The sequence below is a fragment of the Reyranella sp. genome (assembly GCF_044224635.1).
In the GTDB taxonomy this organism is placed as follows: Bacteria; Pseudomonadota; Alphaproteobacteria; order Reyranellales; family Reyranellaceae; genus Reyranella.
The window spans coordinates 1-20,478 of record NZ_JBGAKA010000085.1; the positions used below are offsets into that span (position 1 = coordinate 1).

The following is a 20,478-nucleotide window of genomic DNA, read 5'->3' on the forward strand; positions in this document are numbered from 1 at the left end:
CAAATGGCCCCATCACTATGCGCGACGGACTCGAACGCTTCTACGCTATCGCTGATGGTTACCATCTCGCAGCGCAACATCTGTGCTCAAGTTAGGCTTCGCTGGGGAGGTGCCCCGTCATACGGGGCGGAGGGGTCATGAGCGTCAGTCGTTGTTCTCATGACCCCTCCGTCCGCGATTACGCGGACACCTCCCCAGCAAGGCTGGGGAGGAGGGAGAATGAGATGAGCGCCACGGGAGTGGCGCGCTCCCAGCGCATGAATATTCGTCGCGCTCCCAGCGAGGCTACCCCGCCATCCGGATCAACGGCAGCTCGCCTGCCAGGATCCGCGCGCTCACGGCCTCGATCGTCTCGCGGCGGGACATCGCCAGGCCGCGCAGCATGCGGAAGGCTTCGGCGTCGTCGACCTGCGCCTGCTTCATGATCTGCAGGGTCGCCGACAACAGCAGACGGCGCGACCGCAGGCGCTCGTCGGCGGCGACGAGCTTGCGCCGCATCGCCTGCAAGGTCGTGAACTGATGCGTCGCGATCGCCAGTGAGGCGTAGATGCCGGTCGAGCGGATCGGCTTCATCAGCCAGGCCGAAGGCTGGCGCGCCAGCATGGCCTGCAGCCGGCTCGGCGTCTCCGAGCCGATCAGGGCAACAGCGGGCAGCTCGAACGGGCCGTGGGAGTCGTCCTGGTCGGTTGCCTGCAGCGCGTCGGCGTCGAAGAACAGGATGTCGACCGACTGTGGAGGCGTGTCCGATGCCTGGTCCTGGACTGTGACCTTGAGACCGAGGAACTCGAGCTGGTTGTGCAGCACCGTGCGGTCGCGTCCCGGCGGATGGGCGATCAGGGCGTGAAGCCCGCGGAACGACCTCGACTGGCGGCGGCTCATTTCACGACCCGGAGGTCGCGACCCGGTTCGGTCCGGCGGGCAGGCTGGCCTTGGGCGCGCTGCGCCAGATCGTCGAGGTCGAGCCAGGTCAGGTAGGGATCGGGCTTCACCGGAGCGGCCGCCGCATCGAGGATCTCGAAGCTGAAGCCGGCCCGCGAACGCGCCAGCCGCGGTGTCAGGTAACAGTGATTGTTCTCGGGGTCGACCTTCACCATGCCTTGCGGGGCCTGCAGCTCGTCGCGCCACACCGCCGTTCGCACGCTGTGCACGTCGGTCGAGCCGGCCCGCCGTATCGCGCGCGCCAGCAGCAGGCCGCAGAGATACGACGCCTCGGCGTCGACCGACGGCAGGTTGCCGCTGCCGAACATCTCGCGGTAACGCCGCACGAAGCTGCGATTCTCCGGCGTGTCGATGCTCGCGAAGTAGACCGACGAGGTGATGTGGCCGACCGAGGCGCGTGGCCCGATCAGCCTGAGCTCGGGTTCGCACAGGCTGCAGCTCAGGACGGGCGGGCGCGACGGCTCGCCCGACAGCGCGCGATGCAGGCTGCGATAGAAGCGATAGCTCGCTTCGCCGACCAGGGTGTTGAAGATGATGGGCGGCCGCCGCTCGACGATCTCGCGCACGATGTGGTCGATCTCGATATCCCACAGCGCCACGAGGCGCTTGGCGATGATCTGGCCGCCGGCGGCCGTCACGATCTCTTGCAGGACCCGATGGGTCTCCCAGGTCCACAGGTAGTTCGCCCCGACGCAGTAGACGCTGTTGCCCAACGTCTCGATCATGTGGCGCGCCAGCGGCACGATGTGCTGGTTGGGCGCCGCCCCGACATAGATGACGTTGTCGCTGTTCTCGAAGCCCTCGTAGCGCGCCGAATGCCACAGCAGGCGGTCGTAGCGCTCGATCAGCGGCAGCACCTGCTTGCGCGATGCCGAGGTGTAGCAGCCGACGATGTGGCGCACGCCCTTGTCGCGGATCAGCGACTCGCAATGCTCCTGGTAGTTCTGCAGGTCGCCACCTGGGTCGAAGACGAGCGGCGCGAACTGGAAATCGAACTCGCTGCTGGCGTTGATCTGGTCGACGGCGAGCGTGAGGCCGTTCAGCATCTCTCGCCCGACCAGGCCGTACGGGCCGGTCAGCGAATAGAGCACGCCGAGAGGAATGGTCTCGCGCCGACGCTTTGCCATCGATCTCCTGAAGCAAGCATCGGACCGTGGCAGCGCAGGGCAGAGTGCGTCAAGGCGCATCGCTCGCGGGGCAAACCGTGTTGACTCGCGATGCAGCGGGCCTGAGTATCGACGGCGTAGCGAGAAAAGCCGCACGCGCGCAGGACAACGGCGTCCATCATTGTGCGAGGCGGTTGGTGCGGGCGGCGACTTCGCCCGGGACAGCAGACATGCGGGGCTGGGCAAGCCCTGATCGGCAACAAGGCCTGAAGGCTCCTCACGGAGCCGTCGGGCCTTTTTTGTTTTGGCGTCAGGAGGGAAGAGGGACGATGGCGGTGCGGCTTCCGACCACCGGGCAGCTTGGCGAGATCTCGCGCTCGTTCGGCCTGGCGCTGAGCGACGACGACCTGGTTTCCTTCCGCGACCTGATGCGCGGCCCGATCGCGTCGTATGCCCGCCTCGATGCCCTGGTCGAGCCCAAGCTGCCGGTCAAGTACCCGCGCTCGCCCGGCTACCGGCCCTCGGCCGAGGAGAACCCTCACAACGCCTGGTACTGGAAGACCGACATCAGGGGCGCCGCCTCGGGCCTGCTGGCCGGCAAGGCGGTGGCGATCAAGGACAATATCTGCGTCGCCGGCGTGCCCATGATGAACGGCTCGCAGCTCCTCGAAGGCTATGTCCCCGAGATCGATGCGACGGTGGTGACCCGCATCCTCGACGCGGGCGGCACGATCGCCGGCAAGGCAGCCTGCGAGGATTTGTGCTTCTCCGGCGCCAGCCACACCTGCGCCACCGGGCCGATCCTCAATCCGCACAACACACGGCATAGCGCCGGCGGCTCGTCCGGCGGCAGCGCCGCGCTGGTTGCGGCCGGCGCCGTGCCGATGGCGCTGGGCGGTGACCAGGGCGGCTCGATCCGCACGCCCTCGAGCTGGTGCGGCATCTATGGGCTGAAGCCGACCTGGGGCCTGGTGCCGACGACCGGCTCGATGCCGATCTCCTATTCGGTCGATCACTGTGGCCCGATGTGCGCCTCGACCGAGGACGTGGCCCGCTTGCTGACCGTGATCGCAGGTCACGACGGCCTCGATCCGCGCACCCAGCTCGCCCGCACGGACGATTATCTCGCCTCGGTGGGCAAGGGGGCCAGAGGCCTGCGCATCGGCATCCTGAAGCAGGGCTTCGGCCATCCCGAGAGCGATCCCGAGGTCGACCGCATCGCCCGCGCCGCCATCGAGCAGCTGGCTGGCGCCGGCGCCACGATCTCTGACGTGTCGATCGAGATCCACTATGACGGCCCGCACATCTGGAGCGGCGTCATCCTCGAAGGCGCAGCGGAGATGATGCTGAAGGGCTACGGCGTCGGCAACAACGTCGCCGCCTACTATCCGCTGTCGATGCAGGAGGCGTTTGCGCGCGGAATGGCTTCGCGCATCAACGATGCCTCGGAAACGGTGAAGCTGGTGCTGCTGCTGGGCGAGTACCTCCATCGCCATTACCACAATCGCTACCATTCGAAGGCGCAGAATCTCCGGGTGCTGCTGCGCGACGCCTATGATCGCGCCCTGAAGGACGTCGACATGCTGGCGATGCCGACGATTCCCTTCACCGCCACGCCGATTCCCGAGCCCGACTGCGCCCGCGAGGTCTATGTCGATCGCGCGCTCAACATGCAGGCCAATACCTGTCCTTTCGATGTGAGTGGCCATCCGGCCTTCACGATTCCCTGCGGCATGAAGGACGGGCTGCCGGTCGGCCTGATGCTGGTCGGGCGCCATTTCGAGGAAAGCCGCCTGATCCAGGCGGCGTCCGCATTCGAAGCGAGGAAGACATGAGCTCCAACGACCTTCACTATCTCGAGCTGGTCGAGGTTGCGCGCCGCCTCGAGGTCGGGGCGCTGTCGCCGGTCGCCTTGACCGAGGCGATGCTGCAGCGGATCGAGAAGCTCGACGGCGGGTTGAAGAGCTACGCCACCGTCACCGCCGACCTCGCCCTGAAGCAGGCTCGCGAGGCCGAGGCCGAGATCAGGCGCGGCGCGTATCGCGGCCCGCTGCACGGTGTGCCGATCGCGGTGAAGGACCTCTGCTACACCAAGGGCATTCCGACCGCTGCCGGCATGGCGATCCACAAATCGTTCAAGCCCGACCATGATTCGACGGTCGTGGAGCGCTTTGCCGAGGCCGGCGCCGTCCTGCTGGGCAAGCTGCAGCTCACCGAGGGCGCCTTCGCCGATCACCATCCGTCGATCCCGCCACCCTTGAATCCGTGGCACAAGGATCACTGGTCGGGCGCTTCGTCGAGCGGATCGGGTGTCGCGACCGCCGCCGGCCTGTGCTTTGCGTCACTGGGATCGGATACCGGCGGTTCGATCCGCTTCCCCTCAGCGGCCAACGGCGTCACCGGCCTCAAGCCGACCTGGGGCAGGGTGAGCCGCTACGGCGTTTTCGCGCTGGCCGAATCGCTCGATCACATCGGACCGATGACGCGCAGTGCCGCCGACGCGGCGGCGGTGCTGAGCGTGATTGCCGGCGCCGACCCCAATGATCCAACCGCCGTCCAGGATCCGGTGCCGAACTATCTCGCGGCGCTGCCGCGCGGCATTCGCGGCATCAGAATTGGCGTCGATCGGGCGTTCAACACGACCGGCGTCGACAAGGACATGGTCAAGGTCGTCGACGACGCGCTCGCCGTGCTGGCCGATCTCGGCGCGGACATCCGCGAAGCGAGGTTTCCGTCACCGGACAAGGTGGTGAAGGAGTGGCTGCCGCTCTGCGCCGTCGAGACCGCCGTCGCCCACGAAGCGACCTTCCCCAAGCATGCCGATCAGTACGGTTCGGGCCTGCGCGGCGTCATCGAGCTGGGGCGCGGCCTCTCCGGTCTCGACCTGACCAAAATCCTGATCGAGCGTGCGGCGTTCCGAGGCCAGGTGAACGCCTTCTTCCAGGATGTCGACCTGCTGGTGATCCCGGCCCAGTACGCGGCATCGCCGACGACCGCCACGATGGCGACCCTGGGCGACGATCCGAAAGCGATCGAGACGCTGCTGCGCTTCACGGCGCCGTTCGACGTGACTGGCAGCCCGACCATCACGCTGCCGGGCGGATTCACCGCCAAAGGCCTACCGATCGCCTTCCAGCTCGTCTCGCGCCCGCTCGAGGAAGACCTCTTGCTGCGAGCGGGGCATGCCTACCAACTGGCGACGGACTGGCACAAGCGCCGGCCACCGGTCTGAAACACAGGGAAGAACCATGGGCTACAACAGCTGGGTCTCGCGCTCGATCATGAACCGGCGCGGCAGCGTCGCCGGCAAGACGGGCAGGACGCATACCCTCACCGAAGAGCAGCAGGGCGAGTTCCATTTCACGATAGGGCCGTACTCGAAGCCCGTGCTGACCATCGCGCCGGGCGATCGCGTCGTCGTCGATACGCGCGATGCCTTCAGCGGGCGCATCAAGACCGAGGCCGACAAGCCCAGCGAGAAGATCCGCATGCCGTTCGCCAACCCGCAGAACGGCCCGATCATGATCGACGGCGCGGAGCCCGGCGATGCGCTGGCCGTTCATATCGAGGACATGGCGCCGAGGGGCGAGCAGCCGCGCGGCACGTGCGCCCTGATCCCCGAGTTCGGCGCCCTGACGGGCACCTACTACACCGCGACCCTGAACCAGCCGCTGCCCGAGATCGTGCGCAAGATCCTGGTCGACGAGAACACCGTGCATTGGAGCGACAAGGTCAAGCTGCCCTACAAGCCGCATATCGGCACCTTGAGCTGCTCGCCCGAGATCGATTCGATCAGCACGCTCACGCCCGACAACCACGGCGGCAACATGGACCTGCCGGACATGGGACCGGGAACGGTGACCTACCTGCCGGTGCGTGTGCCGGGTGCGCGGCTGTTCATCGGCGACGCCCATGCCTGCCAGGGCGATGGCGAGGTCTGCGGGGTGGCAGTGGAGCATGCCAGCACGACGACGCTCCGCGTCGACCTCATCAAGGGCTGGACCATCGAATGGCCGCGCCTCGAGGCCGAGGATTTCATCATGGCGATCGGCAGCACGCGGCCGCTGGAAGACGCGGCACGCATCGCCTACCGCGAGCTGATCCGCTGGATGGCCGCCGACTACGGCTTCGACCAGCTCGACGCCTACATGATGCTGAGCCAGTGCGGCAAGGTCCGGCTCGGCAACTTCGTGGATCCGAAATACACGGTCGGCGCCGCCGTCCTGAAGAAGTACCTGCCCGATCAGCCCTAGCGATCGGATCGATCACCACTGCCCAAGAGATGAAGGAGGGGAACATGACATCATCAGGACGAAGGACGAGTCTACGCGGCATGGCCGCCGCGGCATCGCTGGCCGTTGTCCTCGCGGCGACCCAGGGCGCGGCGCAGCAGCCGCCGATCAAGGTCGGCCTGCTCGAGGACGTGTCCGGCGATATCGCCCTGATGGGCAAGCCCAAGCTCAACGGCTCGCTGCTGGCGGCCGAGGAGATCAACAATGCCGGCGGCATCATGGGCCGCAAGATCGAGCTGATCCATCTCGACCCGCAGATGGACAATGCGCGCTACCAGGAGTTCGCCCGCCGCCTGCTGCAGCGCGACAAGGTGGACGTGCTGATCGGCGGCATCACCAGCGCCTCGCGCGAGGCCATCCGCCCGATCGTCAATCGCACCGACGTGCCGTACTTCTACACCAACCAGTACGAAGGCGGCGTGTGCGACGCCAGCACGATCAGCATCGGCGCGGTGCCCGAGCAGCAATTCTCGACCCTGATCCCGTGGATGGTCGAGACCTTCGGCAAGCGGGTCTACACCATCGCCGCCGACTACAATTTCGGCCAGCTCTCGGCCGAGTGGACGCGTGACCTGATGAAGAAGCAGAACGGCCAGGTGATCGGCGAGGAGTTCATCCCGCTTGGCGTCTCGCAGTTCGGCCAGACCATCCAGAACATCCAGAAGGCCAATCCCGACTGGATCATGGCGCTCAATGTCGGCGCCTCGCAGGATTCGTTCTTCGAGCAGGCCGCGGCCGCCAAGCTGGCCTACCCGATGGGCAGCTCGATCAAGGTCATGCTGGGCTTCGAGCACAAGCGCTTCCCGCCGCCGGCGCTGGCCAAGATGCATGCCACGGCCAACTGGTTCGAGGAGATCGACACGCCGGCCGCCAACGACTTCAAGAAGCGCTGGCGCGCCAAGTTCCCCAACGAGGCCTACATCAACGACATGGGCTACAACGCCTACACCGCGCTCTACATGTACAAGACGCTGGTCGAGAAGGCGAAGTCGACCAAGAAGGCTGATCTGCGCAAGGTGATCGCCACCGGCGAGGCCTGCATCGACGCACCGGAAGGCAAGATCTGCATCGATCCGAAGAGCCAGCACACCTCGCACCACATGCGCCTGATCGGCGTCAACGCCGACCACTCGGTGCGCGTGATCAAGGATTTCGGCCTGATCAAGCCCTACTGGCTGGGCGAGATCGGCTGCGACCTCACCAAGAACGACCCGAAGACCCAGTACACGCCGACCAACCTGCCGAAGAAGTAAGTCATTGTGCGCCGATCTCATTTCCCTCCCCAGCTTCGCTGGGGAGGTGTGGCCGTCAAACGGCGACGGAGGGGTCATGAGCCTCATTGCTGGGAGCGCGCCACTCCCGTGGCGCTCTTCTCTTTGATCATACAGCCTATGAGCGCCACGGGCATGGCGGGCTCGCGGCCCATGACCCCTCCGCCCCGTATGACGGGGCACCTCCCCAGCGAAGACGCTGAGGAGGAGGAACGAAGATGACGGAGTCGCAGAATTAATACCCCATGTTCGCTGAAGCCTTCTCGATCGCGTTCCAGTTCGCCGACGTCTTCGCCTTCCTGATCCTCGCGGCGGCGGGGCTGGCCATCATTTTCGGGATGATGGGCATCATCAACATGGCGCACGGCGAGTTCATCACCTGCGGCATCTACGTCACCGTGATCGCCGTGCAGCACGGCGTGCCGCTGCCGGTCGCGCAGGCGCTCGGCGCGCTGTCGGCAGGCATCGTCGGCATCGCGCTGGAGCGCACCATCATCCGCCATCTCTATCATCGGCCGCTCGATTCGATCCTCGCGACCTGGGGTATCAGCCTGATGGTCACCCAGGGCATGCTGATCGTGCTGGGCTCGAGCTGGCAGGGCATCGGCACGCCGCTCGGCAGCTTCAAGGTGGGTGACTACACCTTCTCAGCCTACCGCCTGGTCCTGTTCGGGGCGGCGCTCGGTGTGCTGGCCGGCCTTTACCTGATCTTCATGCGCACCGGCTACGGCGTGATGGCGCGCGCGACCATGCAGAATGCGGCGATGGCCCAGGCGCTGGGCGTGCGGACCGAGCGCATGTACGCCATCAGCTTCGGGCTCGGCGCGGCGCTGGCCGGCCTGTGCGGCGCGCTCTACGCGCCGACCATGACCCTGATCCCGACCATGGGCGTCACCTTCATCATCGAATCCTTCGTCACCGTGGTGGTGGGCGGCGCCAATGTTCTGATGGGCACGGCGCCGGCCGGCATCCTGCTCGGCGTCGTGCGCACGGCGCTCAACGCCTGGTACGGCCAGATCGCCGGCCAGATCGGCCTCCTGATCACCGTCATTATCGTCATCCGGATCCTGCCCGAAGGCATGTCGGGCTGGCTGTCGCGCCGGGAGCGCTAGCGCGATGCCGGCATTCCTGCAGCGGGTCAACGGCCCGCAGACCATGGGCAACGGCCGCGCCTTCTGGCTCTGCTTCGCCGCGGTGCTGCTGCTTGCCGTCGGCTATCCGGCCGTCGCCGACCCGTACGACGTGGGCAATGTCGCCTACCTGCTGATCTTCACCCTGATGGCGCTGGGCCTCTCCCTGATGTGGGGCTACGCCGGCATGTTCTCGTTCGGCCAGACGGCGTTCTTCGGGGTCGCGGGCTACAGCTACGGCGTGATCTCGATCAATCTCGGCGCGAGCGGGGCGCTCACGCTGCTGTGCCTGCTGGGCGGCGTCGCCATCGCGGCGCTGTTCGCCCTGCTGCTAGGCTACTTCCTGGTCTATGGCCGGGTAAGCGGCGTGTTCTTCGGCATCGTCACCTTCGCCACGACCCTGGCGCTGGCCGCGTTCTTCGGCCAGACAGCCGGCCCGGAATGGGCGATCGGCACGGCGCGCTTCAACGGTTTCAACGGCATGATCGGCATGCCGCCGCTCGAGCTGCCATGGAGTGGCGAGGTCATCGTCCTCGAAGGACCGGCGCTCTACTACTTCGTGCTCGCGCTGCTGCTGGCGATCTATCTCGGCCTGCGCGCGCTGGTGAACAGCCGCTTCGGCAATGTCCTGGTGGCGATCCGTGAGGATCCGCTGCGCACCGAGCTGCTGGGCTACGACGTGCGCAAGTACCAGCTCGCGGCCTTCGTCATCGGCAGCTCGCTGGCCGGCCTGAGTGGCGGGCTCTACACGGCGTGGGGCCAGTTCATCCCGCCGGCGTCGATGGGCCTGCCGGCCGCCGCCATGCCGATCATCTGGGTGGCGTTCAGCGGCCGGCAGGATCTGACGGCGACCATGGTCGGCACCTTCCTGCTGCTGCTGGCGTTCCAGACCATCACCGTCTACAGCCAGCAATACGCCCTGATCCTGATGGGCTTCCTGCTGCTGCTCACCGTCATGCTGGTGCCGGCGGGCTTCTTCCAGGGCATCGGTCGCTATCTGGTCCGGCTGGGACAACCGCGTGGCGCGAGCCGGGAAGACACGCCATGACCGCGCTGCTGCAGACCCGCGCCCTGCACAAGCAATTCGGCGGCCTGTCGGCGGTCGCCGACGTGAACCTCGAGATCGCAGCAGGGGAGATCCATTGCCTGATCGGGCCCAACGGCGCGGGCAAGAGCACGCTGTTCAAGCTGGTCGCCGGCACCTATGCACCATCGGGCGGCGAGGTGATGTTCCGCGGCGAGAACGTCACCCATCGTAAGCCTTATGAGCGGGTGGAGCGTGGCATGAGCATCAAGCTCCAGGTGCCGAGCGTGTTTCGCGAGCTGCCGGTGGCGCAGAATCTCGAGATCTCCCTGCAGCGCAAGGCGTCGGGCGCGGCCATGCAGCGCGAGAAGCGGCGCCTGCTCGAGCTCTTGCAGCTCCAAGACGACGCCGACCGGCCGGCCGGCATCCTGGCGCACGGCCAACAGCAATGGCTGGAGATCGGCATGGCGCTGGCGCTGCAGCCGACCCTGCTGCTGCTCGATGAGCCGACGGCGGGGATGTCGCCGCAGGAGACCGAGCGCACCGGCGACCTGATCACGCGGCTGAACGGCGAGGGCATGACGATGCTGGTGGTCGAGCACGACATGACCTTCGTGCGCCAGATCGCGCAGCGCATCACCGTGCTGCATCTCGGCCGCGTCTTCGCGCAGGGCAGTCCCGAGGCCATCATCGCCGATCCGCGCGTCGAGGAGATCTATCTAGGCAAGGGCCATGGACACTGAACCGGTCCTCGAGGTCGCCGGCCTGCACGCCGCCTACGATCGCACGCCGGTGTTGCGCGGCATCGACATGTCGATCGCAAGGGGCGAGATCGTGAGCCTGATCGGCCGCAACGGCGTCGGCAAGACCACGACCATGCGCTGCCTGATCGGCCTGCTGCGCGCCACGTCGGGGCGGATTGTCCTCAGTGGCCGCGACGTCACCCGCCTGCCGCCCGACGAGCGGGCGCGGCTCGGCATCGGCTACATCCCGCAGGGCCGCCAGGTCTTTCCGCGGATGACGGTCGAGGAGAATATCCGGGTGAGCCTGCTGGCCTGTCCGGGCAAGGCCAGCCTGGGCGAGGGTCGCAATCTCGCCGACCTGGTCTATCAGTATTTCCCGATCCTCAAGGAGCGACGGCGGCAGTCGGCCGGGACGCTGAGCGGCGGCGAGCAGCAGCAGCTTGCCATCGGCCGCGCGATGGTGAGCAACCCGCGCCTGATGCTGCTCGACGAGCCCTCGGAGGGCATCCAGCCCTCGATCGTCCAGATGATCTGCGACGTCCTGAAATCGATCCGCGACGAGCTCGGTACGACCATCCTGCTGGTCGAGCAGAACCTCGACACGATCCTGGCCGTCAGCGAACGCTGCTACGTCGCCGACAAGGGTACCATCGTCGCCACGATCGGGCGGAGCGAGTTGCAGACGCCCGACGCCGTGCGACGGCATCTGCTGATTTAGCCATAGCAAAGCTAGCCGCCTTTGGCCGCAGATCGCACGCCGGCCCAGCTGATCCGCGAAAGGTGGGTCAGAAATCCGATGAAGGTGGCCAGCCATGCCAGGATCGCGACGACGACCATCCCCTTCGGGATGGCGGTGAGGAACGGCAGATCGAGTGCGCGGGAGAGCTGGAAGGTTCCGGTCGCATACATGCCGAGCGGGAACACCATGCCCCATAGCGTCGGCTCGTAGGCGACCCGGTCGCCCCGCACGAGGTAGCGCCAGACCATCAACGCCAGCAGAAAGGGAATCCACCATGTCGCGGCGGACCAGAAGAACAGGGTGAAGCCCTTCAGGAAGGGCACGTAGTCGGCCAGCAGCGTCCATCGACTGGCGGCCAGGATGAGCGTCGACCCTGCGAGGGTGGTGATCGCCACTGCCCCCATGTTGATCCAATAGGGAGGTCCGAAGTCGCGGGTGGCGAGAGGCACGAAAGTGAGGCGATAAAAGATCAGCGTGATGATCGCCAGGTAGAGCATGCAGCCCACCATGAACATCACGAGGCACAGGAACTGGATCTCGACGGCCGGTGCCCCCTGGCTGTCGATGGCGCCGCGCAGCACGACGATCGACTGAGTCGCCACCGCGGCGATCAGCCATGCACCATTTATGCCGGCCGCCAGCGATGGCTTTCTCTCGCGCACCGTGACTGCGGTGAAGAAGGCGTACATGACGACCAGCCATAGGCCGAGGCCGAAATACCAGAGGATCTCGGCAACCGCCTGGGCACCCCCGACAATGCTGCTCTGGGTCCCGAGAACGCAGGTTCCGGCGACCACGGTGAAGAACCCGGGCGCGCGCTGGTGGTTGAACATGTCTTCGATCATCCTGCGCCGGTAGAACAGCAGGCGGAGCGCCGTCAGGAACCAAAGGGCTGCATAGGCTATCCAATTGAGACCAAGGAGCACGAGCGACAACCCCGGATAGCCCAGGAGCCGGCAGGCGATCGACACCACACCGGTCGCCATCACCAGGGCGAAATAGCCGGGGAACAAGCTCTCCGCTGCGCCGAGAAGCAGCTGCCCGATCATGGCAAGCCGTAGTTTGTGCCCGGTCGACATGGTCATGTGTCAGTGTCCCAGGTAGCACACCACCAGGTCGGCCTGGAGGGCGATGAGGATCAGGGCGGTGTTTGCTGCCCACGCGACGGTCAGCCATCGGGTGAGCAGCCCCCAGAACAGGCTGCTGTTCGCTGCGCACCGCCAGAGGGAGACGAGGAGCCAGATGGTATAGGCGGCGAAGCAAAACAGCATGACCTGCTGCGCCAGCGGGCGATCCTCATAGAAAGCCGCGGCGTAGAGCAACACGACCAAGGCGCTAACGCCGACCCCATAGCCCCAAAATACTTTCCGCAGAGGTTGCGCGCCGTACCAGGCGCGCAACTCGGGCTCGAAGAACGCCACAAGGACGCCTGCCCACGGCGATGCACGCGCCTGCTCCGGTCGCATGAGGTTGCTCCGCGCTGCCCCTGAAAGCTTGCATCATCGCTGCGCCCGCAGCGCTGCAGCATCGCGCCGCGCCTCGTGCGGCGTGATGTCACGATGGCTGCTGACCGGGCCTCAAGCGACGCACGCCGTCCGGTCCGGCGAGCCCGCCGGACGCTGCAGCTGCTACTCCATCTCGACTTTCAGCTCCTTGAGCTTCTTGCCCCAGAAGGCGTGCTCGTCGGCGACGAATTTTGCGAACTGGGCGCGCGTGCGATCGGGTGGCAGCTCAAGACCGTCCTTGGATAGCGCCTGCTCCCACTTGGGGTCTTTCATCGCCTGCGTCGTGTCCTTGTAGATCTTGTCCAGGATGGCGTCGGGGGTCTTGGCCGGCGCGAACAGGCCGTGCCAGCCGTTGACCACGACGTCGATGCCCTGCTCCTTGAGCGTCGGCACGTCGGGCAGCGACTTGATGCGCTTCTCGCCGGTGACGGCCAGCGCCTTGAGATTGCCAGCCTTGACCTGGCCCACCGCGGGCGGCAGCGACGAGAAGTTCATGGTGATGATGCCGCTGATCACGTCGGCCAGCGCCGGCCCGGTTCCCTTGTAGGGGACATGCGTGATCTTGATGCCGGCAGCATCGGCGAACAGGGCGCCGGCCAAGTGGTTGTTGCCGCCGACGCCGGACGACGAATAGGTGAGTTTGTCTGGCTCTTTCTTGGCCAGCGCCACCAGCTCGGCTGCGGTGTTGGCCGCGACCTTCGGATTGACCGCCAGCACGTACTGGTAGGCGGTCGTCTGGCAGATCGGCGCCAGGGCGGCGATCGTGTCGATCATGCCCTTCTGGACCCACGGATTGATGATCACGTTGGTGCCGACGGCGTAGAATAGAGTCTGGCCATCCGGCTTGGCGCTGGCGACGGCGCGCAGGCCGATCGACCCTGCCGCGCCGCCCTTGTTGTCGACCACGATCTGCTGGCCGATCATCGGCGACACGATGTGCGCCAGCTCGCGCGCATTGATGTCGGCGCCGCCGCCGGCGGCATAGCCGACCACGAAGGTAACCGGGCCGCTCGGCCAGGACTGCGCGCGCACGGCGGAGGGCAGGAGGAGAGCGGACGAGCCGAGGGCGAGAGCGCCGCGACGGGTGATGATGTTCATGAAGTCCTCCTGAAAATTATCCTGTCATCCCGAGCGCAGCGAGGGGGATCTTTCCTGTGGCCTAAACGCCCCTCGGCCTGCGGCCTCGGGATGACAGGCTTGATGATCGCAGGAGGCCCTACGCAACGACATCGTCAGTTCTTGCCCGAGACATAGCGTCCGGCGCTGTCGCCGGCGAGCTTGCCTAGCACAGCGCCCGACACCAGGCCCGTGCCGCCGGGGTAGTTGTGATAGAACAGGCCGCCGACCAGCTCGCCGGCGGCAAACAGTCCGGGGATGACGCTGCCGTCGGTGCTCTCGACCTCGCCCTGGGTGGTGATCTTGAGGCCGCCGAAGGTGAAGGTGAGGCCGCAGGTCACGGCGTAGGCCTCGAACGGCGGCTCGTCGATCGTAAGGGCCCAGTTGCTCTTCGGCACCGCGAGCCCGCGCGTGCTGCGGCCATCCTTGATCGCCGGATTGAACGGCACCTCGGTCATCACCGCGGCGTTCCATTCCTTGATCGTCTTCAGGAACTGCGCGGCATCGACGCCTTCCAGCTTGCCGGCCAGCTCCTCGATCGTGTCGGCGCGCACCTTTGTCATGCGCTTGATGCGGTACTCGTCGCGCAGCCGGTCGAGCACCTTCGAATCGAATATCTGCCAGGCGAATTGCTGCGGCTGGGCGAGGATCACCGCGCCGTACTTGGCGTAGGTGTAGTTGCGGAAGTCGGCGCCCTCGTCGACGAATCGCACGCCGTTGGCGTTCACCATGATGCCGAGCGGGTAAGAGTGCTTCTGGAAGTTGTCGCCGACCTCGAGGTCGCCGAATTCCGGGGCGTTCATGTCCCAGCCGACGGCATGGCCGCCCGACCAGTTGCCGTGCGGCTTGGCGCCGATGGCCAGCGCCATGTTGATGCCGGCACCGGTGTTGAAGCGCGTGCCGCGCACCTTGGCGAGATCCCAGGTCGGGCCGAGATAGCGGGTGCGCATCTCGGCGTTGCTCTCGAAGCCGCCGCACGCCAGCACCACCGCCTTGGCGCCGATGCGCACGCGGCGGCCCTTGTGGCGGGCGATGGCGCCGCGCACCACGCCGTCCTCCTCGATCAGCGACACGGCGGGCGTCTCGTAGTGGATCGGGATGCCGGCCTTGACCGCCGCCTTGTGCTCGAGATCGACCAGGCCCGGCCCGCCACCCCAGGCCTCGACCGCCAAGCCGCCCCAGAATTTGTACTTGCCGTTCACCTTGAAGGCCTGCCGGCCGTAGCTCGGCTGGAAGCGCACGCCCTTGCCGCGCATCCATTTCAGGGTCTCGAAGCTGCGGCCGATCAGGATGTCGGTCAGCTCAGGATCGCAGCGGTAGTTGGTCACCCGGCCCATGTCGTCGAGAAACTGATCGGCGCTATAGCTGCCGAAATCGACGTCGCGCTTTTCGTCGTCGGTCAGGTCATAGAGCTGGGCCAGGTCGTCCACGCCATGGAACACCACCCGCATGGCGCCCGCCGTATAGGTGCTGTTGCCGCCGCGCTCGGCCTCCGGCGCCGCCTCCAACATGGCGACCGTGGCCCCTTGCTCGTGCGCCGCCAGAGCCGCACAGGCCGCGGCATTGCCGGCGCCGATCACGAGTACATCGACCTGGAAATCGTCCACTTTGGCACTCCTCTTGCCTACCCATACGATAAATCGAGGTTAAAATACCGTTATGGGTGATCGTTTCGACCGTCTAGGGGTCCGGCATGCCAATGTCGAGGCCCTGCTGCGCAGACCGGGCATCGGCCACAATAATGGCCCGACCTTCGACATGTCGTGGGAGGCCTGGGTCTGGCGCCGGGCCACGGCCAAGGCCTGGAAGACGCCCAAGCCGGAAGTCGCCAGGATGCGGCTGAAGCGGGCCGAGCGGCTCGGCATCACCTACAAGGAGCTTGCCTCGGTGATCATGGACAGCGGCGCCCATCTCGGCGCCGCCGTGCTGCCGCTGTCGCTGGCCGCCCGGGTGCGCCGCGGCCCGGGCCGCGAGATCATCGTCGAGCCGCGCAACTCGATCGCCGACCTGGTGGCCAGGTTCCGCGGCCGCCTGCTGGTCCTGGGCGATATCGACGCCGTTCCGGCGCTGAGCGATGCCGAACGCGCCGAGTTCCTCGCCATCCTCAACCGGGCCTTCGACGGCAAGGTCGAGGCGATCGGCTGGGGCCATGACGGCCCGGCCGTGCGCGACTTCCTGAAGACCAATGCGGTGCCGCGCCAGGAGGCGTTCCTGGTCGGGGCCGGCATGGCCCATCGCGTCCTGGGCGAGTCCGCCGGCCTGCCCCTGGTCAAGGACATCGAGGGCTGGTTCGCCCAATAAGCTCTCCTCCCCAAGCGTAGCTTGGGGAGGTGGAAGAGTCACTTCGGCATCAGCTCCTCGGTCAGCTCGACGATCTCGCGGGTGCGGGTGTGGCGTGGTCCCCAGGCGCGATCGAAATCGGCGCTGAGGCGCGTGAGCGCATCTGAATCGAGGGCGGCTTCCGCCTCTTCGACGCTCGAGAATTCGTAGAGTGCGATATGAACCAACGGATTGGTTCTGCTCCAGCAGCGCCAACCGCGACGCGCGGCAAAGCTCTTCACGGCGTCCGGAAAATGCTCGGTCCGGTACCACTCGTCGAATTTCTCCCGGTCTGACGTGTAGGTCAGGCGTGCGCGAACGATAAGAAACGCTGCGGCCACCGATCTTCCCCTCTCGAGTACGTGTATCGAAGAGTACGCTCGATCGAATAACGCTTGCTCCAGGCACCAGAACATTTGGTTCAGGCACAAGAGCGCTTGCTTCAGGGACAGGCGAGCTTGCCTCAGGCACAAGAACGCGTGTTTCGACCGTAAGAATGCCACTGATCGTCGAAACGGCAATGGGCTTGTTGATGCTGGACGCGCCGGACGGCTGAGGTATGCATGCCGGCATGACCGAAGCCTTCACCCCGCCGCTTGCCGGCATCCGCGTCGTCGAGCTCACCCACACGATCCTCGGCCCCTCGTGCGGCATGATCCTGGCCGATCTGGGCGCCGAGGTGATCAAGGTCGAGCCGGTGGACGGCGACCGTACCCGCAAGCTCAAGGGCTTCGGCGAGGGCTTTTTCGGCTACTTCAACCGCAACAAGAAGAGCTTGGCGTTTGACGCCGACGCGCCGGAGGGTCGTGCAGTGCTGGTGAAATTGCTGCAGTCGGCCGACGTGATGATCGAGAATTTCGCCCCGGGCTCGATGCGCAAGCGCGGGCTGGGTCCCCAGCATCTCGAGAAGATCAACCCGCGCCTGGTCTACTGCGCCCTCAAGGGCTTCCTGCCGGGACCCTACGAGAAGCGGCCGGCGCTCGACGAGGTGGTGCAGATGATGGGCGGGCTCGCCTACATGACCGGCCCGTCCGGCCGGCCGCTGCGCGCCGGCACGTCGGTGGTCGACATCATGGGCGGCCTGTTCGGCGCCTTCGGCACGGTGCTGGCGCTGAAGACCCGCGAGCGCACCGGCAAAGGCGGGCTGGTCGAGAGCGCGCTGTTCGAATCGGTGGTGTTCCTGATGGGCCAGCATCTCGCCATCACGGCGATGAACGGCGCGCCGCCGCCGCCGATGCCGGAGCGGGTGAGCTCATGGGCGGTCTACGAGATTTTCGCCACCTCGGACGGCCTGCAGGTCTTCATCGGCATCACCAGCGACGGCCAGTGGAAGCGCTTCTGCGAGACCTTCCGCCAGCCCGAGCTGGCGGCCGATCCGCGGCTCGCCACCAACAACCAGCGCATCGAGGCCAGGCCCTGGCTGGTGCCCAAGGTGGCCGAGATCTTCAAGCGCCATACCAAGGACGAGATCGAGGCGCTGGCGCTCGAGGCCGACATCTCGTTCTCCCCGGTGGCCCGGCCGCAGGACCTGTTCGACCATCCGCACCTGCTGGCCAACGGTTCGCTGGCGCCGACCACGCTGCCCGGCGGCGTCAGGACGCGCCTGCCGCTGCTGCCGTTCCAGATGCTGGGCTGGCGGCCGCCGCTGGTCTCCGATCCGCCGACGGTCGGCCAGCACAACGAGCAGGTGCTGGCGGAGATCGGCTATGATGCTGCCGCGATCGCGGCGCTCGGGGCCGCGAACATGCTGGGACCGAGGAAGGCGACATGAACATTCGGCGCGTGGTGACGGGTCATGACGGCAACGGCAAGGCCATGGTGGCGATCGACGAGGTGACGCGCGACGTCGTCTCCTATCGCCCGGGGGCCACCATTCACAACATCTGGTCGACGGAAAAGTTTCCCGTCGACAACACGACCACGACCGATGGCGCCAAGGAGATCACCGCGACGACGCGCGCCGGTGGCGCGGTGTTCCGCGTCATCGAGTACGCGCCCGGCGTGGCGCCGCGCAACCATCGCACCGATTCGATCGACTATGCCGTGGTGCTGTCGGGCGAGATCGACATGGAGCTCGACGATAATCGCGTCGTCACCCTGCGCGCCGGCAACGTGCTGGTGCAGCGCGGCACCATCCACAATTGGGTCAACCGCTCGGCTGCGCCTTGCGTCGTCGCCTTCGTGCTGATCGACGCTCATCCCTACCTGCACGATGGCAAGCCGCTGGCCGCCCACGGCTAGAGCATGATCGGTTTACTTTGAACCAGTCGGACGTGTCTTCTGTCATCCTGAGCGAAGCGAAGGATCTCGTCGCCAGAAATTGCAGAGCACCATCATGGCGAGCGGCGATGAGGTCCTTCGCTGCGCTCAGGACGACAACGAGGTTCAAAGCCCACGTCTCCGGCGCTTCAACCAAAAACGATCACGTTCTAGGATGCCGGTTCACTTGCTGAAGTGAGGCAATGCCCGTCGTTGGACTCGATGAAATTGTCGCCGCGGAGCATCGGATCCGCGCGCTGGTGCGCGAGACTCCGGTAGAGCGGTCGGAGGTGTTTTCGGCGCGCGTCGGTGGCGAGGTTCTGCTCAAGCTCGAGAACCTCCAGCACACCGGGTCCTTCAAGGTGCGCGGCGCCAGCAACAAGATCCTTGGTCTCGACGATGATCGGAACGCGCCGGTCGTTGCTGCCTCGTCCGGCAATCATGGCGCGGCGGTCGCCTACGTGCTGCGCAACGTCGGCCGCAAGGGTATCGTTTTCATGCCGGGCAAGGCGTCGGCGCTCAAGGTCGAGAACGTCCGCAGGCTGGGCGCCGAGGTGGCGTTCTTCGGCGACGACGAGGCTGTTGCCGAGAGCCATGCCCGCGGCTGGGCGGCGGAACGAGGCCTTACGTTCGTCTCGCCGTACAACGACGCGGCGATCGTGGCGGGCCAGGGCACGCTTGGCCTGGAAGCATGGCGGCAGGCGGCCGGAGGCATCGACAACGTCTTCGTGTCGGTCGGCGGCGGCGGCCTCATTGGCGGCGTCGCGCTCTATCTGAAGGCGATGAAGCCGGGCATCCGCATCATCGGTTGCTCGCCCGCCGCGTCCCCTGTCATGGCGCAGTCGGTCCGGGCCGGCAAAATCCTCGACCTGCCGTCGTCGCCGACCCTGTCCGATGGCACGGCCGGGGGTGTCGAGGCGGATACGATCACGTTGGCGCTCTGCCGCGACTTCGTCGACCATTGGGTCGAGGTCTCCGAGGAAGCGATCGCCGAGGCGATGCGACTCTTCATCGATGCCCACCACATGTTGCTCGAGGGAGCAGGGGGCGTTGCGATCGCAGGCGCTCTCGGCGCTGGCGAAGCGTGGACAACCGGTCGTTCGCTGATCGTGATCTGTGGCGCCAACATCAGCCGGAGCACGCTCAAGTCGGTGCTTTGAGTCGCTGGCGCACCGCCGGCTTCGCCGGAGGCTGGTCAGGCCTCCTCGTCGATGATGAAGCGAAAAACGCGCTCCGCGCGCGGTCCTTCGAGATTGGATGATTGACCAAGGCCCAGGGCAAAACCTTCGACCATGGCGTCGAGGGCCTGCGAGACGCCGCTCGCCATGTACTCGGCAACTTCGCGCTCGACGTTCTCGCGGGTGTCACCCATGCCGCAACTCGGGCAGGCGATGAGACTGTCGGCGCGTGCATCGTCTGGCCCTTCGAGCGGCACCTTGCATTTCGCGCATTTGACGACATGGCTTGCTGGCATGATGCGTCGGGAATCCGGGCGGAGACAGGGTGAGGGAGGCCGTGGAAGTCTAGCGCGAAGCGAAGGCACGGACCTTGCCAATCCGGCCGGACGCAAGGGATGGCCAGTCACACTATCGGGAGGCAACCATCATGGCCGATGTCATCAACGAATCCGTTGCCCTGGAGCTGATGAAGCTGATCGCTCGCTCCGAAGGCCGGCGGTTTGCGCCGGGCCGGGCGACGGGCGCGATCGCCGATCGGCAGTGGATCCTGCGGACCTATGCCCAATGTCTGCAGGCCATCCGGCGGCCCGCCAGCGTGGACAAGTTGCTGGCCATCAAGCCGGCCCGGCGAGGGGATGGCCGACGCTAGCGCGAACATACCTGGAACATATATCAAGAAGATATTTTATATCAGCAAGTTGACTGTCCCCTTGTTAATTGGAACAAAATAGGTACATTGGCGCCAACCCCCGGCGGACTTTTCCGCATTGCCGCTCCTGACTGGGGCGTGGGAGAACGAGGAGACAGCTGATGTCTGCAGTTCTGAAAGTGGTCGAGAAGGACGGCATGGAAAACAA

The 20,478-nt window shown here is 66.1% G+C and carries 21 protein-coding genes; 13 read left to right on the top strand and 8 right to left on the bottom strand.

All coding sequences use genetic code 11. The annotated features are described in order from the left end of the window. Positions 1-285: 285 nt before the first annotated feature. The gene (locus tag ACILR9_RS37380) at positions 286-879 is read right to left on the bottom strand and encodes an ANTAR domain-containing response regulator (protein ID WP_395715084.1); all 594 of its coding nucleotides are present in this window, start codon (positions 877-879) and stop codon (positions 286-288) included. Then, the gene (locus tag ACILR9_RS37385) at positions 876-2,066 is read right to left on the bottom strand and encodes a transporter substrate-binding domain-containing protein (RefSeq protein ID WP_395715085.1); all 1,191 of its coding nucleotides are present in this window, start codon (positions 2,064-2,066) and stop codon (positions 876-878) included. Before ACILR9_RS37385 ends, ACILR9_RS37380 begins: the two co-directional genes overlap by 4 nt. Before the next feature lie 308 nt (positions 2,067-2,374). Between ACILR9_RS37385 and ACILR9_RS37390 the strand changes: the two genes are divergently transcribed. The 8 genes from ACILR9_RS37390 (at position 2,375) to ACILR9_RS37425 (ending at position 11,223) form a co-directional block, all read left to right on the top strand. Further along, entirely contained in the window at positions 2,375-3,880 is a 1,506-nt protein-coding gene (locus ACILR9_RS37390; RefSeq protein WP_395715086.1) for an amidase, read from the top strand. Next, entirely contained in the window at positions 3,877-5,277 is a 1,401-nt protein-coding gene (locus tag ACILR9_RS37395) for an amidase (protein WP_395715087.1), read from the top strand. Before ACILR9_RS37390 ends, ACILR9_RS37395 begins: the two co-directional genes overlap by 4 nt. 16 nt (positions 5,278-5,293) lie before the next feature. After that, on the top strand, positions 5,294-6,298 hold the full coding sequence (locus ACILR9_RS37400) for an acetamidase/formamidase family protein (RefSeq protein WP_395715088.1): 1,005 nt from the start codon (positions 5,294-5,296) through the stop codon (positions 6,296-6,298). A gap of 80 nt (positions 6,299-6,378) precedes the next feature. Beyond that, complete coding sequence (locus tag ACILR9_RS37405) at positions 6,379-7,590, top strand: urea ABC transporter substrate-binding protein (protein WP_395715089.1); 1,212 nt, start codon at positions 6,379-6,381, stop codon at positions 7,588-7,590. A gap of 263 nt (positions 7,591-7,853) precedes the next feature. Next, entirely contained in the window at positions 7,854-8,720 is an 867-nt protein-coding gene (locus ACILR9_RS37410; RefSeq protein WP_395715090.1) for an ABC transporter permease subunit, read from the top strand. A 4-nt stretch (positions 8,721-8,724) separates the two neighbouring features. Next, entirely contained in the window at positions 8,725-9,786 is a 1,062-nt protein-coding gene (locus tag ACILR9_RS37415; RefSeq protein WP_395715091.1) for an ABC transporter permease subunit, read from the top strand. Continuing rightward, positions 9,783-10,505 (top strand): ABC transporter ATP-binding protein, encoded by a 723-nt coding sequence (locus tag ACILR9_RS37420; RefSeq protein WP_395715092.1) that lies wholly within the window; start codon positions 9,783-9,785, stop codon positions 10,503-10,505. The genes ACILR9_RS37415 and ACILR9_RS37420 overlap by 4 nt, the downstream gene beginning before the upstream one ends. Beyond that, positions 10,495-11,223: an ABC transporter ATP-binding protein gene (locus tag ACILR9_RS37425; RefSeq protein WP_395715093.1), complete on the top strand. Its 729-nt coding sequence runs from the start codon at positions 10,495-10,497 to the stop codon at positions 11,221-11,223. The genes ACILR9_RS37420 and ACILR9_RS37425 overlap by 11 nt, the downstream gene beginning before the upstream one ends. An 11-nt stretch (positions 11,224-11,234) precedes the next feature. Here ACILR9_RS37425 and ACILR9_RS37430 read toward each other — a convergent pair whose 3' ends face one another. From ACILR9_RS37430 to tcuA, 4 genes are all read right to left on the bottom strand, one after another. Further along, a complete protein-coding gene (locus tag ACILR9_RS37430; RefSeq protein WP_395715094.1) occupies positions 11,235-12,329 on the bottom strand; it encodes a tellurite resistance/C4-dicarboxylate transporter family protein in 1,095 nt (364 codons plus the stop codon). Between the two features lie 3 nt (positions 12,330-12,332). Next, on the bottom strand, positions 12,333-12,710 hold the full coding sequence (locus ACILR9_RS37435; RefSeq protein WP_395715095.1) for a hypothetical protein: 378 nt from the start codon (positions 12,708-12,710) through the stop codon (positions 12,333-12,335). Between the two features lie 162 nt (positions 12,711-12,872). Beyond that, positions 12,873-13,847: a Bug family tripartite tricarboxylate transporter substrate binding protein gene (locus ACILR9_RS37440; protein ID WP_395715096.1), complete on the bottom strand. Its 975-nt coding sequence runs from the start codon at positions 13,845-13,847 to the stop codon at positions 12,873-12,875. A 134-nt stretch (positions 13,848-13,981) separates the two neighbouring features. Continuing rightward, positions 13,982-15,472, bottom strand: coding sequence for an FAD-dependent tricarballylate dehydrogenase TcuA (gene tcuA / locus ACILR9_RS37445; RefSeq protein ID WP_395715097.1), 1,491 nt, complete (start codon positions 15,470-15,472; stop codon positions 13,982-13,984). Positions 15,473-15,524: 52 nt separating this feature from the next. On the opposite strand from tcuA, the gene ACILR9_RS37450 reads away from it, so the two are divergent. Then, positions 15,525-16,166 (top strand): hypothetical protein, encoded by a 642-nt coding sequence (locus ACILR9_RS37450; protein ID WP_395715098.1) that lies wholly within the window; start codon positions 15,525-15,527, stop codon positions 16,164-16,166. Positions 16,167-16,204: 38 nt separating this feature from the next. On the opposite strand, the gene ACILR9_RS37455 is transcribed toward ACILR9_RS37450, so the two are convergent. After that, positions 16,205-16,525, bottom strand: a complete 321-nt coding sequence (locus ACILR9_RS37455; protein WP_395715099.1) for a hypothetical protein — start codon at positions 16,523-16,525, stop codon at positions 16,205-16,207. A gap of 230 nt (positions 16,526-16,755) precedes the next feature. On the opposite strand from ACILR9_RS37455, the gene ACILR9_RS37460 reads away from it, so the two are divergent. The 3 genes from ACILR9_RS37460 (at position 16,756) to ACILR9_RS37470 (ending at position 19,603) form a co-directional block, all read left to right on the top strand. Beyond that, positions 16,756-17,955 carry a CaiB/BaiF CoA transferase family protein gene (locus tag ACILR9_RS37460; protein ID WP_395715100.1) on the top strand — a complete coding sequence of 400 codons (1,200 nt, stop codon included), beginning with the start codon at positions 16,756-16,758 and terminating at the stop codon, positions 17,953-17,955. After that, complete coding sequence (locus ACILR9_RS37465) at positions 17,952-18,425, top strand: cupin domain-containing protein (protein ID WP_395715101.1); 474 nt, start codon at positions 17,952-17,954, stop codon at positions 18,423-18,425. Before ACILR9_RS37460 ends, ACILR9_RS37465 begins: the two co-directional genes overlap by 4 nt. 221 nt (positions 18,426-18,646) lie before the next feature. After that, complete coding sequence (locus tag ACILR9_RS37470) at positions 18,647-19,603, top strand: threonine/serine dehydratase (RefSeq protein ID WP_395715102.1); 957 nt, start codon at positions 18,647-18,649, stop codon at positions 19,601-19,603. A gap of 35 nt (positions 19,604-19,638) precedes the next feature. On the opposite strand, the gene ACILR9_RS37475 is transcribed toward ACILR9_RS37470, so the two are convergent. Next, positions 19,639-19,878: a hypothetical protein gene (locus ACILR9_RS37475; RefSeq protein WP_395715103.1), complete on the bottom strand. Its 240-nt coding sequence runs from the start codon at positions 19,876-19,878 to the stop codon at positions 19,639-19,641. 170 nt (positions 19,879-20,048) lie between these two features. On the opposite strand from ACILR9_RS37475, the gene ACILR9_RS37480 reads away from it, so the two are divergent. After that, entirely contained in the window at positions 20,049-20,270 is a 222-nt protein-coding gene (locus tag ACILR9_RS37480; RefSeq protein WP_395715104.1) for a hypothetical protein, read from the top strand. The last annotated feature ends 208 nt before the right edge of the window (positions 20,271-20,478 follow it).